Raw genomic sequence first — 14,306 nt, 5'->3', positions numbered from 1 at the left:
CGTACCCCACGCCATTCAAGCCTTCCAGCCATAAGATCAAAAAACGATCAGCGTAACTCACGGATTTCTCGGGCTTTTCCCTCCGTATAAATCGACAAGTTGCCCCCAATCTCTGTTGGCGCTTCTGTGGATAAGATGTTCGCTCTCAGCTGTAGGCCATATGGAGCAGGGCTTACATGGGTTTGATTAATTATTGATCAAATGTGCTTCCCGGGCGCCGAGAGCTGTTAAGACGAAGGTGTTTTCCCCAGCCGTAGGTGTTTTCCACAGAAGATTGAAAGTTGTCCCCGATCTCTGTTGGCGCTTCTGTGGATAACGTGTTCGCTACCCGCTGGAGGCCTTGGAAAACGTGGTCTGCATGGCGTTGATCAAAAAACGACCGATCGTTTTCAGAAACTGTGATTCAGAATAAGTCACGGTTTTTCTTTGCAAATCAGCAAGATATTTTTTGACTCATCCGCAGTTACCCCCATTTGCTGTGGGCGGGTATGTGGATAACTTGTTTGCGGAAGGCTGGAGGGCTTGATGGGTATGGGGGCGGGGGTGATTGGTCGGAAATTGATCAACTGAAAGATGTAGCGTGGGTCAGGACGCCTTCGCGAGCAAGCTCGCTCCCACAGGGGAATGCATTCCACCTGTAGGAGCTGCCGCAGGCTGCGATCTTTTGCTCTTGATCAGCCCTGAACCGGAACGCCTTTGAGGTAAGGCGCAGGCTCGGCCCCGAGGTTGTTCAACATGCGCTCGCTGTACCAATCGACGAAGTTGACCACGCCGAATTCATAGGTTTTGGAGTAAGGCCCAGGCTGGTAAGCGGTGGAGTTGATCCCGCGCTGGTTTTCCTCAGCCAGACGGCGGTCCTGATCGTTGGTCGCGTCCCACACCTGGCGCATGCGCTCGACGTCGTAATCGACACCTTCCACCGCATCCTTGTGCACCAGCCACTTGGTGGTGACCATGGTTTCCTGGGCACTGATTGGCCACACGGTGAAGACTATGATGTGGTCGCCCATGCAGTGGTTCCACGAGTGCGGCAGGTGCAGGATGCGCATCGAGCCCAGATCGGGGTTCTTGATGCGGCCCATCAGTTTGGCGCAGCCCTGTTTGCCGTCGAGCGTCATCGACACGGTGCCCTTGAGCAGCGGCATGCGCACGATACGGTTGCGCAAGCCGAAACTGGCGTGGGCGTAAGGGATCTTTTCCGCTTCCCAGGCAGCGGCGGAGGCGGCGACGTGATCCTTGAACGCCTGATCGGCGCGCGGGTCGGTGACGTCGTCCCACTCCAGCAGGGTTTTCAACAGTTCCGGGTGCGACGCGTTGCAGTGGTAGCACTCGCGGTTGTTTTCCAGCACCAGTTTCCAGTTGGCTTTCTCCATCAAGGTGGTGGTAATCGCCACCTTGGTGTTCTCCATGTCGTACGGTTCCATGTAATGGTTGAGCGTCGACAGGAAGTCATCGATGGCCGGCGGGTTCTCCGCCAGGCTGATGAAGATGTAGCCGCCAGCGGTTTTCACGTTCACCGGTTTCAGGCCGTATTGCTTCATGTCGAAGTCGGCGCCCATCTCGGTGCCGGCGAACAGCAGGCGACCGTCCAGTTCGTAAGTCCACTGGTGGTAATGGCAGACCAGTTTGGCGACTTTGCCTTTATCACTGGTGCACAGGCGCGAGCCACGGTGACGGCAGACGTTGTGGAACGCGTGCACCACGCCCTCGGCGCCGCGAATGACGATGATCGGGTTCTTGCCGACCTGCAGGGTCAGATAGTTGCCCTTGGCCGGGATCTCGCAGGTCATGCCGGCGATCAACCATTCCTTCTGGAAGATCTCCTGCATATCGATATCGAACAGACGTTCATCGCTGTAGAACGGCTGTGGCAGCGAAAAAGTGCGCTCGCGCTCCTGAAGCATTTGTGCGGTGGCCTTGCGTGCGGGTTCCAGCGGATCGCCCAGGCTGATTTTTGCGGTGACGTCCATCGATGTAATCCTCATGGCCCTCTGCGTGGCCGGCGAAAGTGGCTGATCAGGTGTGCTGCAAAACGGTTGCTACGCAAGGTGTAAAGAAGTCGTCTTGTGTTGGGCGAGTGTGGGGCCGGCGCTGGGGGGAACCTTATCCATGCGCGACATGGCGCAATCTGTTCCCGACGCGCAAGCCCCGGTGTTCAAGGGCTGGTCGCGATAAGTATGTCAATGTCGCGGATAGGTAAACGCGCGGTCTGCGCTATACGCAGAATCGCCGACAAGAGGCCGACAGTCGGCCGTGGAGAACAGCATGTCCAACAGCTTCCTGAATCCGGTCACCACCCAGACCTGGGCCAATGGCCGACACATTGTCCGTTGCGTCAAAGTCATCCAGGAAACCTGGGATGTGCGCACCTTCTGCTTTATGGCCGACCAGCCGATCCTGTTCTTCTTCAAGCCGGGGCAGTTCGTCACCCTGGAGCTGGAAATCGAAGGCCAGCCGATCATGCGCTCGTACACGATTTCCAGCTCGCCGTCGGTGCCGTACAGCTTTTCGGTGACGATCAAACGCGTGCCGGGCGGCAAGGTCTCGAACTGGTTGCACGACACTTTGCATGAAGGTCAGGAGCTGGCGGTGCACGGCCCGGTCGGGCTGTTCAACGCGATCGACTTCCCGAGCCCGAAGGTCCTGTATCTGAGCGGTGGCGTCGGCATCACCCCGTGCATGTCGATGGCGCGCTGGTTCTACGACACCAACGCCAACGTCGACATGACTTTCGTGCACAGCGCGCGGTCGCCGAAAGACATCATTTACCACCGCGAACTCGAGCACATGGCGTCGCGGATCGACAACTTCAGCCTGCACCTGATCTGCGAAAAACACGGCCTCGGTGAGCCATGGGCCGGTTATCGCGGTTACCTGAACCACAAGATGCTCGAACTTATGGTTCCGGACTTCCTCGAACGCGAAGTGTTCTGCTGCGGCCCGACGCCATACATGACTGCGGTCAAACGCCTGCTGGAAGCGGCCGGCTACGACATGTCGCGCTACCACGAAGAATCCTTCGGCGCCACGCCACCCGAGGCCCGCGCCGACGCGGTGGAACAGGCCGAACAAGCCGCCGATGCGCCGGAAATCGACGCCGCGGATCTGCACCAGGTCGAATTCACCGCGTCCGGCAAGAGCATCCGCGTCGGCCCGGGCGAAACCGTCCACGCGGCAGCCGCCAAACTCGGCCTGATGATCCCTAAGGCCTGCGGCATGGGCATTTGCGGGACATGCAAGGTGATGAAACTGGGCGGCGAAGTGGAGATGGAGCACAACGGCGGGATTACCGAGGACGATGAGGCGGAAGGGTTTATCTTGTCGTGCTGCAGCGTGCCGAAGGGGGATGTGCGGATTGAGTTCTGAGGCTTTTATGATCGTTCCCACGCTCCGCGTGGGAATGCCGCCCGGGACGCTCCGCGTCCCATTTCAATACCAGCGCTGAACCTCGATCATACCCTCGATTCCCGCGTAGTCCCTGGCACTCGAATAACGCCAATGCTCCGGTAAATCCACATATCCGCGTTTCACCGGGTTGTTGTGGATGTATTCAAGTTTCTGGCGCATCACAGATTCGCTGTAGACCATTTCCGCGTGCGTGCCTTCTTGCCACAGTTGATACACCCGGTCCTGCTTATGCGCGCGTTTGCTGAAGCGCAGGCGCTGCAAGGCTTTGTCGGCGCCTTTTGTTTGCAAGTCATTGATGATTTGTCGCGCGGTGAAGGACTTGAACTGGCTGAGGCATTTGCTCAGATCGGGTGCTTGGGCGACGAAGTGCAGGTGGTTTTCCAGAATCACGTAGCCGTATAGCTTCAAGTCATGATGAGCCTGTTGATATCGCCAGCAGTTGAGCAGGTGCTCAACGATGTACGGGCGAATGAATAACGGCAACCACTCCATTACGGTGCAGGTCAGGAAATGCGGTTTGTCGGTTTCGGTAATCGTGTAGCGGCTGCGGCCCATGGGATTCTTCCTTGAATCTTGCGGTGCGAATGAGATGGAACGCGGAGCGTCCCGGGATGCGTTACCACGCAGAGCGTGGGAACGATCAGGGTGAGGCCGGAGTAGGGAACGTGCTAGAAGAGACGTCTGCAACTACAGTGGGAAAAGTCATTCCCGACCGAAGATCGTTCCCACGCTCTGCGTGGGAATGCAGCCACTGACGCTCTGCGTCATAGCGGTTTTCAGCTTGTCGCCAAGGGTGAAGCTGGAACGCGGAGCGTCCCTGGAGGCATTCCCACGCGGAGCGTGGGAACGATCAGGGTGGGGCAGATGTGGAGATAAAGATCGTTCCCACGCTCTGCGTGGGAATGCAGCCACTGACGCTCTGCGTCATAGCGGTTTTCAGCCTGTCGCCAAGGGTGAAGCTGGAACGCGGAGCGTCCCGGGAGGCATTCCTTTGCTGCGCGTGGGGACGATCAATGCGGTGGGAATCAGGGCGACATGACCTCGCGAATATCGCGCGCCAGTTCGCGTACGCGCTCTTCGTCGGTGTCCCAGGAGCACATGAAACGTGCGCCGCCCTTGCCGATGAAGGTGTAGAAGCGCCAGTTCTTTGCAGTCAACGCAGCGATGGCCGGCTCCGAGAGTTGCAGGAACACGCCGTTGGCCTGCACCGGGAACATCAGTTCGACGCCGGGAATGTCGCTGACCAGTTCTGCCAGCAGTTGCGCGCAGTGGTTGGCGTGGCGGGCGTATTTGAGCCAAGCGTCGTTTTCCAGAATGCCGACCCACGGTGCCGACAAAAAGCGCATTTTCGACGCCAGTTGCCCGGCCTGCTTGCAGCGGTAGTCGAAGTCTTCGGCCAGTTTGTGGTTGAAGAACAGGATCGCTTCACCCACCGCCATGCCGTTTTTCGTGCCGCCGAAGCACAGCACGTCGACGCCGGCTTTCCAGGTCAGGTCGGCGGGCGAGCAGCCGAGGAATGCGCAGGCGTTGGAGAACCGCGCGCCGTCCATGTGCAGATGCAGGCCCAGCTCCTTGCAGGTTGCGCTGATGGCGCGGACTTCTTCCGGGGTATAGACGCTGCCGACTTCAGTGGCTTGAGTCAGGGTCACCACGCGCGGTTTCGGGTAGTGGATGTCCTGACGCTTGAGCGCGACTTCGCGGATCGATTGCGGGGTGATCTTGCCATTTTCAGTGCCGGCGATCAGCAGCTTGGAGCCATTGGAGAAGAATTCCGGAGCGCCGCATTCGTCGGTTTCGACGTGGGCGGTTTCCGAGCAGATCACGCTGTGGTAACTCTGGCACAGCGACGACAGGGCCAGCGAGTTGGCGGCGGTGCCGTTGAAGGCGAAGAACACTTCGCAGTCGGTTTCGAACAGTTTGCGGAAATGATCCGCCGCGCGGGCGGTCCATTCATCGTCGCCGTAAGCGCGCTGGTGGCCGTGGTTGGCCTGTTCCATGGCAGCCCAGGCTTCCGGGCAGATACCGGAATAGTTGTCGCTGGCGAATTGTTGGCTCTTGTCGGTCATGGCCGGCTTCCGTAATCGAGACTCTTGTGAAGGCTCGTGGTCAATGAGGATGCGCACTTTACCGAAGATCTTCCGGGGAGCACATGCGATGTCGGGTGGGGAAAATTACCAGTTTATGGGCCGATTATGCACCTGAGCCAACGCGACGGCGCCCTGGATCTGCTCAAATGGCTGGCGTTGCTGAGCATGTTGCTCGATCACCTGCGATATGTCGGCTTCTCCGCCGATTGGTTGTATGTGCCCGGGCGATTGGCGTTTCCATGGTTTTGCCTGGCGATGGCGGCGAATCTGGCTCGGGAGGGTTCGCGCAAGATGGAATGGCGCTATCTGGGCTGGCTGTTGCTGTTCAGTGCAATCAGCGAAGTCCCTTATCGCTTTTATATCCCCAACCCTGACACGTTCAACGTGATGCCGACGCTGGCGCTGGGCTTGCTGGTGGCGCGTGGCTGGCAGGATTCAGCATTGGTGGCGCGATTGCTCGCACTGGCCGCGCTGGTGGTTGCGGCGGTTTTTTCAGAACGACTGATGTTCGGTTTCTTCGGCGTATTGTTGCCGTTGGCGATGCTGCTGGTGTTCCGCCGACCCTGGTATTTCAGCCCGTTGCCGGGGCTGGTGTGTCTGGCGGCGAACCAATGGCAGGTGCTGCTCGAATCGGCGCGTTTCGGCAACAGCGTGGCGATTCTCGGCCTGGCGACATGTCTGTTTGCGCCGATGCTGGGAATGTTCTTGTTGCGACATGGGCGACATCTGCAGCCACCACCGATGCGGCGCTGGGCGTATGCGCTGTATCCCGCGCATTTCCTCCTGCTGCTACTTATCCGCCAGCTCGCCGCTTAACCCTGTGGGAGCTGGCTTGCCAGCGATAGCGGTGGTTCAGCCACCATCCATGCCAGATGTGCCGCCGCCATCGCTGGCAAGCCAGCTCCCACAAGGTCATTTCCAGCCATGTCGTAAACGCACCTTTGCGTGGCGTCCGCAGGCATTTGAGCTGTCTGTGCCGGTCATACCATCGCATCAAAGGGCACTGCCATCATTGCCAGTGCCTTACCGAGACGAATGGCGCACAGATGCCGCTGGGAGAGACGCGATGTTCAGCAAGCAAGACCAGATCCAGGGTTACGACGATGCACTGCTGGCGGCGATGAATGCCGAGGAGCAACGTCAGGAAGATCACATCGAGCTGATCGCGTCGGAGAACTACACCAGCAAGCGCGTCATGCAGGCGCAAGGCAGCGGCCTGACCAACAAATACGCCGAAGGCTATCCGGGCAAGCGCTACTACGGCGGCTGCGAGCATGTGGATAAAGTCGAAGCGCTGGCCATCGAACGCGCCAAGCAACTGTTCGGTGCCGACTATGCCAACGTCCAGCCGCACTCCGGCTCCTCGGCCAACAGCGCCGTGTACCTGGCGCTGATCCAGCCGGGTGACACCATCCTCGGCATGAGCCTGGCCCACGGCGGTCACCTGACCCACGGCGCGAAAGTGTCGTCCTCGGGCAAGCTCTACAACGCCGTGCAGTACGGCATCAACACCGACACCGGGCTGATCGACTACGACGAAGTCGAGCGTCTGGCGGTCGAGTGCAAACCGAAAATGGTCGTTGCCGGTTTCTCCGCTTACTCGAAGACTCTGGACTTCCCGCGCTTCCGTCAGATCGCCGACAAGGTCGGTGCGCTGCTGTTTGTCGACATGGCGCACGTCGCCGGTCTGGTCGCTGCTGGCCTGTATCCGAATCCGCTGCCGTACGCCGACGTGGTCACCACCACCACGCACAAGACCCTGCGCGGTCCGCGTGGTGGGTTGATCCTGGCCAAGTCCAACGAAGAGATCGAGAAGAAGCTCAACGCCGCCGTTTTCCCCGGCGCCCAGGGCGGCCCGCTGATGCACGTCATCGCCGGTAAAGCGGTGTGCTTCAAGGAAGCGCTGGAGCCTGGCTTCAAGGCTTATCAGCAACAAGTGATCGACAACGCCCAGGCGATGGCCAGCGTGTTCATCAAGCGTGGCTACGATGTGGTCTCCGGCGGCACCGACAACCATCTGTTCCTGGTCAGCCTGATCCGTCAGGGCCTGACCGGCAAGGACGCCGACGCCGCGCTGGGCCGCGCGCACATCACGGTGAACAAGAACGCCGTGCCGAACGACCCGCAGTCGCCGTTCGTGACCTCGGGCCTGCGCATCGGCACCCCGGCGGTGACCACGCGCGGCTTCAAGGTCAGCCAGTGCGAAACCCTCGCCGGCTGGATCTGCGACATCCTCGACAACCTCGGCGACGCCGATGTCGAGGCCAATGTCGCCCAGCAGGTCTCGGCCCTGTGCGCAGACTTCCCGGTTTATCGCTGAGTCGGTTTTGGAGTAATGACTATGCAACGCTATTCCGGCTTCGGCCTGTTCAAACACTCGCTCAGCCACCACGAGAACTGGCAGCGCATGTGGCGCACGCCCACCCCGAAAAAAGTCTACGACGTGGTCATCGTCGGCGGCGGCGGGCACGGCCTGGCGACGGCCTACTATCTGGCCAAGGAGCACGGCATCACCAATGTCGCCGTGGTCGAGAAAGGCTGGCTGGGCGGCGGTAACACCGCGCGCAACACCACCATCGTGCGTTCCAACTACCTGTGGGACGAGTCGGCGCACCTCTACGAACACGCGATGAAATTGTGGGAAGGCCTGTCGCAGGATCTCAACTACAACGTGATGTTCTCCCAGCGTGGCGTCTACAACCTGTGCCACACCCTGCAGGACATCCGTGATTCCGAGCGTCGGGTCAGTGCCAACCGCCTCAACGGCGTCGACGGCGAATTGCTCGACGCCAAGCAGGTTGCGGACGAGATTCCGTACCTGGACTGCTCGAAAAACACCCGCTACCCGATCATGGGCGCGACCGTGCAGCGTCGCGGCGGCGTCGCCCGTCACGATGCCGTGGCGTGGGGCTTCGCCCGTGCCGCCGATGCCTTGGGCGTGGACCTGATCCAGCAGACCGAAGTGATCGGTTTCCGCAAGGAAAACGGCGTGTGCATCGGCGTTGAAACCAACAAGGGTTTCATCGGCGCCAAACGCGTCGGCGTGGTGACGGCCGGTAACTCCGGGCACATGGCCAAGCTTGCCGGTTTCCGCCTGCCGATCGAATCCCACCCGCTGCAGGCGCTGGTGTCCGAGCCGATCAAACCGATTATCGACAGCGTGATCATGTCCAACGCCGTGCACGGTTACATCAGCCAGTCCGACAAGGGCGACCTGGTGATCGGCGCCGGTATCGACGGCTACAACGGCTACGGCCAGCGTGGTTCGTACCCGGTAATCGAACACACCATCCAGGCCATCGTCGAGATGTTCCCGGTGTTGTCCCGCGTACGCATGAACCGCCAGTGGGGCGGCATCGTCGACACCACCCCGGACGCGTGCCCGATCATCTCGAAAACGCCGGTACCAAACATGTTCTTCAACTGCGGTTGGGGCACCGGTGGCTTCAAGGCTACACCCGGCTCGGGCAACGTGTTTGCCGCGAGTCTGGCCAAGGGTGAAATGCACCCGCTGGCCGCACCGTTTTCCATTGACCGTTTCCACAACGGCGCGCTCATCGACGAACACGGCGCTGCTGCCGTCGCCCACTAACAGGAGAAATCCCTATGTTGCACATCTTCTGTCCTCACTGCGGCGAACTGCGCTCCGAAGAGGAATTCCACGCATCCGGTCAGGCGCACATCCCGCGTCCGCTGGATCCGAACGCCTGCACCGATGAAGAGTGGGGCGACTACATGTTCTTTCGCGATAACCCGCGCGGTCTGCACCATGAGTTGTGGGACCACGTTGCCGGTTGCCGCCAGTACTTCAACGTCACTCGCGATACCGTCACCTACGAGATTCTCGAGAGCTACAAGATCGGCGAGAAGCCGCAATTCACCGACAAGGCTGGCGCTGCGAAAACAGCCACGACGGCGCTGGGAGAGAAGGTATGAGCCAGACCAATCGCCTGTCCAACGGTGGACGGATCGACCGCAACAAAGTGCTGAGCTTCACCTTCAACGGCCAGACCTACAAAGGCTATGAAGGCGACTCGCTGGCCGCTGCCCTGATCGCCAACGGCGTCGACATCATCGGCCGCAGCTTCAAGTATTCGCGCCCTCGCGGCATCTTCGCGGCTGGTTCCGAAGAGCCGAACGCGGTGCTGCAGATCGGTGCTACCGAAGCCACGCAGATTCCCAACGTGCGCGCCACGCAACAGGCGTTGTATCAGGGCCTGGTCGCCACCAGCACCAATGGCTGGCCGAGCGTCAACAACGACATGATGGGGATTCTCGGCAAGGTCGGCGGCAAGCTGATGCCGCCGGGTTTCTACTACAAAACCTTCATGTACCCGCAATCGTTCTGGATGACTTACGAGAAGTACATCCGTAAGGCTGCCGGCCTCGGCCGTTCGCCGACCGAGAACGATCCGGACACCTACGACTACATGAATCAGCACTGCGACGTGCTGATCGTCGGTGCCGGCCCGGCCGGTCTCGCCGCTGCCCTGGCCGCTGCGCGCAGCGGTGCCCGTGTGATTCTGGCCGATGAGCAGGAAGAGTTCGGCGGCAGCCTGCTTGATTCCCGCGAAAGCCTCGACGGCAAACCGGCGATGGAATGGGTTGCCAGCGTCATCGCTGAATTGAAGAACACCCCGGACGTGCTGCTGTTGCCGCGCGCCACGGTCAACGGTTACCACGACCACAACTTCCTGACCATTCACGAACGCCTCACCGATCACCTCGGTGACCGCGCGCCGATCGGACAGGTGCGGCAGCGCATCCACCGTGTCCGCGCCAAGCGTGTGGTACTGGCGACCGGCGCCCACGAGCGTCCGCTGGTCTACGGCAACAACGACGTGCCGGGCAACATGCTCGCCGGTGCGGTGTCGACTTACGTGCGTCGTTATGGCGTAGCGCCAGGCAAGAAACTGGTGCTGTCGACCAACAACGATCACGCCTATCGCGTCGCTCTGGATTGGCTCGATGCCAGTCTGCAAGTGGTAGCGATCGCTGATGCACGCAGCAATCCGCGCGGTGCATTGGTCGAAGAAGCGCGCGCCAAAGGCATTCGCATCCTCACCGGCAGCGCGGTCATTGAAGTGCGTGGCAGCAAGCGCGTGACCGCTGCACGCGTCGCCGCGATTGACGTAAAGGCCCACGCCGTGACCAGTCCGGGCGAATGGCTCGACTGCGATCTGGTTGCCAGCTCCGGCGGTTACAGCCCGGTGGTTCACCTGGCTTCGCACCTCGGTGGCAAACCGGTCTGGCGTGAAGACATTCTCGGTTTCGTACCGGGCGAAGCACCGCAGAAGCGCGTGTGCGTCGGTGGCATCAATGGCGTCTACGCGCTCGGCGATTCGCTGGCCGACGGTTTTGAAGGTGGCGTGCGCGCTGCTGCCGAAGCCGGTTTCCAGACCGTCGAAGGCGTGTTGCCGAAAGCCCTGAGCCGTCTCGAAGAGCCGACCCTGGCGCTGTTCCAGGTGCCGCACGAGAAAAACTCGGCGCGTGCACCGAAGCAATTCGTCGACTTCCAGAACGACGTCACCGCCGGTGGCATCGAACTGGCGACCCGCGAAGGTTTCGAGTCGGTCGAGCACGTCAAACGCTATACCGCGCTAGGCTTCGGCACCGATCAGGGCAAGCTCGGCAACGTCAACGGTCTGGCCATTGCCGCCCGGTCGCTGAACGTGACCATCCCGCAGATGGGCACCACCATGTTCCGTCCGAACTACACGCCGGTGACCTTCGGCGCCGTGGCCGGTCGGCATTGCGGGCACATCTTCGAACCGGTGCGCTACACCGCGCTGCATGCCTGGCACGTGAAGAACGGCGCCGAGTTTGAAGACGTCGGTCAGTGGAAGCGTCCATGGTACTTCCCGAAAAACGGTGAAGACCTGCACGCGGCGGTCAAGCGCGAATGCAAAGCCGTGCGCGACAGCGTCGGCCTGCTCGATGCCTCGACCCTCGGCAAGATCGACATCCAAGGCCAGGATGCCCGCGAGTTCCTCAACCGCGTGTACACCAACGCCTGGACCAAGCTCGACGTGGGCAAGGCGCGCTACGGTCTGATGTGCAAGGAAGACGGCATGGTCTTCGACGACGGTGTGACCGCGTGTCTGGCCGACAACCATTTCGTCATGACCACCACCACCGGCGGCGCCGCGCGCGTACTGCAGTGGCTGGAGCTGTACCACCAGACCGAATGGCCGGAACTGAAGGTGTACTTCACGTCGGTCACCGACCACTGGGCGACCATGACCCTCTCCGGGCCGAACAGCCGCAAGCTGCTCAGCGCCGTGACCGACATCGATCTGAGCAACGAAGCCTTCCCGTTCATGACCTGGAAAGAAGGTCTGGTCGGCGATGTGCCGGCGCGGGTGTTCCGTATCTCGTTCACCGGTGAGCTGTCGTACGAAGTCAACGTGCAGGCCGATTATGCGATGGGCGTACTGGAGAAAATCGTCGAGGCCGGCAAGCAGTACAACCTGACGCCGTACGGCACCGAAACCATGCACGTGCTGCGGGCCGAGAAGGGCTTCATCATCGTCGGCCAGGACACCGACGGCTCGATGACCCCGGACGACCTGAACATGGGCTGGTGTGTCGGTCGCACCAAACCGTTCTCGTGGATCGGCCAGCGCGGCATGAACCGTGAAGATTGCGTGAAAGATCAGCGCAAACAATTGGTGGGTCTCAAGCCGATCGATCCGACCAAATGGCTGCCGGAAGGCGCGCAACTGGTGTTCAACACCAAGCAGGCGATCCCGATGACCATGGTCGGCCACGTCACCTCGAGTTACGCGCACAACTCCCTCGGTTATTCGTTTGCCATGGGCGTGGTCAAGGGCGGTCTCAAGCGCATGGGCGAGCGGGTGTTCGCACCGCTGGCCGATGGCAGCGTGATCGAGGCGGAAATCGTTTCTTCGGTGTTCTTCGATCCGAAGGGTGAGCGGCAGAACATCTGACACTGATCGTTCCCACGCTCCGCGTGGGAATGCATCCCGGGACGCTCCGCGTCCCAAGAGCGGACGCAGAGCGTCCATGGCGGCATTCCCACGCAGAGCGTGGGAACGATCAATACAAGAAGGTGCTTTATGACCACAGCCAATGTTTACCAGCAACGCCCGACCACCGGCGCCCGTGCCGAGTCGTCGCTGCACCATGCCGACCTCGCCAGCCTGGTCGGCAAGGGCCGCAAGAACGCCGGCGTGATCGTGCGTGAGAAAAAACTCCTCGGCCACCTGACCATTCGTGGCGATGGCCACGATGCAGCCTTCGCGGCCGGTGTGCACAAGGCGCTTGGCATTGAATTGCCCGGCGCGCTGAGCGTGATCGTCAAAGGCGAAACCAGCCTGCAATGGATGGGCCCGGACGAGTGGCTGCTGATCGTGCCAAGCGGCGAAGAATTCGCCGCCGAGCAGAAACTGCGTGAAGCGCTGGGCGATCTGCACATTGCCATCGTCAACGTCAGCGGCGGCCAGCAGATCCTCGAACTGAGCGGGCCGAACGTGCGCCAGGTGCTAATGAAATCCACCAGCTATGACGTGCACCCGAACAACTTCCCGGTCGGCAAAGCGGTGGGCACGGTGTTCGCCAAATCGCAGCTGATGATTCGTCATACCGCCGAAGACACCTGGGAACTGCTGATCCGTCGCAGCTTCTCGGATTACTGGTGGTTGTGGTTGCAGGATGCTTCGGCCGAGTACGGCCTCAGCGTTCAGGCCTGAAAGATCAAAAGCTACCCCCTCACCCCAGCCCTCTCCCCCAAGGGGGAGAGGGGAAAGGGAGCAGATAGATGATCGTTCCCACGCTCCGCGTGGGAATGCATCCCGGGACGCTCCGCGTCCCAAGAGCGGACGCAGAGCGTCCATGGCGGCATTCCCACGCAGAGCGTAGGAACGATCAGAGGAAAAAATATGAGCCGCGCCCCAGACACATGGATTCTGACCGCCGACTGCCCCAGCGTCCTCGGCACGGTGGACGCGGTCACGCGTTTTCTGTTCGAGCAGGGCTGTTATGTCACCGAGCACCACTCGTTCGATGACCGCCTCTCGGGGCGCTTCTTCATTCGCGTGGAATTCCGTCAGCCTGATGGTTTCGACGAACAATCTTTCCGCGCAGGTTTGGCCGAGCGCGGACAGGCGTTCGGCATGCTCTTCGAGCTGACCGCGCCCAACTACCGGCCGAAAGTGGTGATCATGGTTTCCAAGGCCGATCACTGCCTCAACGACTTGCTCTACCGCCAGCGCATCGGCCAGTTGTCGATGGACGTGGCCGCGGTGGTGTCCAACCATCCGGATCTCAAGCCGTTGGCCGACTGGCACCAGATTCCCTACTACCATTTCCCTCTCGACCCCAATGACAAACCGGCGCAGGAGCGTCAGGTCTGGCAGGTGATCGAAGAGGCCGGTGCCGAACTGGTGATCCTCGCCCGCTACATGCAGGTGCTGTCGCCGGAGCTGTGCCGCAAGCTCGACGGCAAGGCGATCAACATTCATCACTCCCTGCTGCCGGGCTTCAAGGGCGCCAAGCCGTATCACCAGGCCTACAACAAGGGCGTGAAACTGGTGGGCGCGACGGCGCATTACATCAACAACGATCTCGATGAAGGGCCGATCATCGCCCAGGGCGTTGAGGCGGTGGATCACAGTCATTATCCCGAGGACCTGATTGCCAAGGGCCGGGATATCGAAGGCCTGACCTTGGCGCGGGCGGTCGGGTATCACATCGAAAGAAGGGTGTTCCTGAACGCCAACAGAACCGTCGTTCTCTAGATCGCTTTCGCGAGCAGGCTCGCTCCCACAGGGGTATGCATTCCAATGTGGG

At 60.7% G+C, this 14,306-nt stretch carries 11 protein-coding genes; 8 read left to right on the top strand and 3 right to left on the bottom strand.

Going from position 1 to position 14,306, the window contains the following annotated elements; translation table 11 throughout:
• Nucleotides 1–674: 674 nt before the first annotated feature.
• The gene (gene gbcA, locus OK411_RS25845; protein WP_122748161.1) at nt 675–1,970 is read right to left on the bottom strand and encodes a glycine-betaine demethylase subunit GbcA; all 1,296 of its coding nucleotides are present in this window, start codon (nt 1,968–1,970) and stop codon (nt 675–677) included.
• Nucleotides 1,971–2,265: 295 nt separating this feature from the next.
• Between gbcA and gbcB the strand changes: the two genes are divergently transcribed.
• Nucleotides 2,266–3,366, top strand: coding sequence for a glycine-betaine demethylase subunit GbcB (gene gbcB, locus OK411_RS25840; protein ID WP_016772824.1), 1,101 nt, complete (start codon nt 2,266–2,268; stop codon nt 3,364–3,366).
• A 63-nt stretch (nt 3,367–3,429) separates the two neighbouring features.
• Here the strand turns inward: gbcB and OK411_RS25835 are convergent, their stop codons facing one another.
• Both OK411_RS25835 and OK411_RS25830 read right to left on the bottom strand, forming a co-directional pair.
• Nucleotides 3,430–3,963 carry an REP-associated tyrosine transposase gene (locus OK411_RS25835; RefSeq protein ID WP_136493082.1) on the bottom strand — a complete coding sequence of 178 codons (534 nt, stop codon included), beginning with the start codon at nt 3,961–3,963 and terminating at the stop codon, nt 3,430–3,432.
• 470 nt (nt 3,964–4,433) lie between these two features.
• Entirely contained in the window at nt 4,434–5,474 is a 1,041-nt protein-coding gene (locus OK411_RS25830) for a low specificity L-threonine aldolase (RefSeq protein WP_264365874.1), read from the bottom strand.
• A 126-nt stretch (nt 5,475–5,600) separates the two neighbouring features.
• On the opposite strand from OK411_RS25830, the gene OK411_RS25825 reads away from it, so the two are divergent.
• The 7 genes from OK411_RS25825 (at nt 5,601) to purU (ending at nt 14,254) form a co-directional block, all read left to right on the top strand.
• Nucleotides 5,601–6,311 (top strand): conjugal transfer protein TraX, encoded by a 711-nt coding sequence (locus OK411_RS25825; RefSeq protein WP_264365873.1) that lies wholly within the window; start codon nt 5,601–5,603, stop codon nt 6,309–6,311.
• Nucleotides 6,312–6,561: 250 nt separating this feature from the next.
• Entirely contained in the window at nt 6,562–7,815 is a 1,254-nt protein-coding gene (glyA, locus tag OK411_RS25820; protein WP_130928936.1) for a serine hydroxymethyltransferase, read from the top strand.
• Between the two features lie 21 nt (nt 7,816–7,836).
• Nucleotides 7,837–9,087, top strand: a complete 1,251-nt coding sequence (locus tag OK411_RS25815; protein WP_016772829.1) for a sarcosine oxidase subunit beta — start codon at nt 7,837–7,839, stop codon at nt 9,085–9,087.
• A 14-nt stretch (nt 9,088–9,101) separates the two neighbouring features.
• A complete protein-coding gene (locus OK411_RS25810; RefSeq protein ID WP_041476749.1) occupies nt 9,102–9,431 on the top strand; it encodes a sarcosine oxidase subunit delta in 330 nt (109 codons plus the stop codon).
• Nucleotides 9,428–12,445, top strand: coding sequence for a sarcosine oxidase subunit alpha (locus tag OK411_RS25805; protein WP_264365872.1), 3,018 nt, complete (start codon nt 9,428–9,430; stop codon nt 12,443–12,445). Before OK411_RS25810 ends, OK411_RS25805 begins: the two co-directional genes overlap by 4 nt.
• A gap of 129 nt (nt 12,446–12,574) precedes the next feature.
• On the top strand, nt 12,575–13,207 hold the full coding sequence (locus OK411_RS25800) for a sarcosine oxidase subunit gamma (RefSeq protein WP_016772832.1): 633 nt from the start codon (nt 12,575–12,577) through the stop codon (nt 13,205–13,207).
• Nucleotides 13,208–13,396: 189 nt separating this feature from the next.
• Entirely contained in the window at nt 13,397–14,254 is an 858-nt protein-coding gene (gene purU / locus OK411_RS25795) for a formyltetrahydrofolate deformylase (protein WP_039757644.1), read from the top strand.
• The last annotated feature ends 52 nt before the right edge of the window (nt 14,255–14,306 follow it).

Origin of the sequence: Pseudomonas sp. RG1, assembly GCF_025910115.1 — a bacterium.
Taxonomy (GTDB): Bacteria; Pseudomonadota; Gammaproteobacteria; order Pseudomonadales; family Pseudomonadaceae; genus Aquipseudomonas; species Aquipseudomonas atacamensis.
Note: the sequence above shows the minus strand (reverse complement) of the source record. Positions and strands in the feature narration are given on the sequence as shown.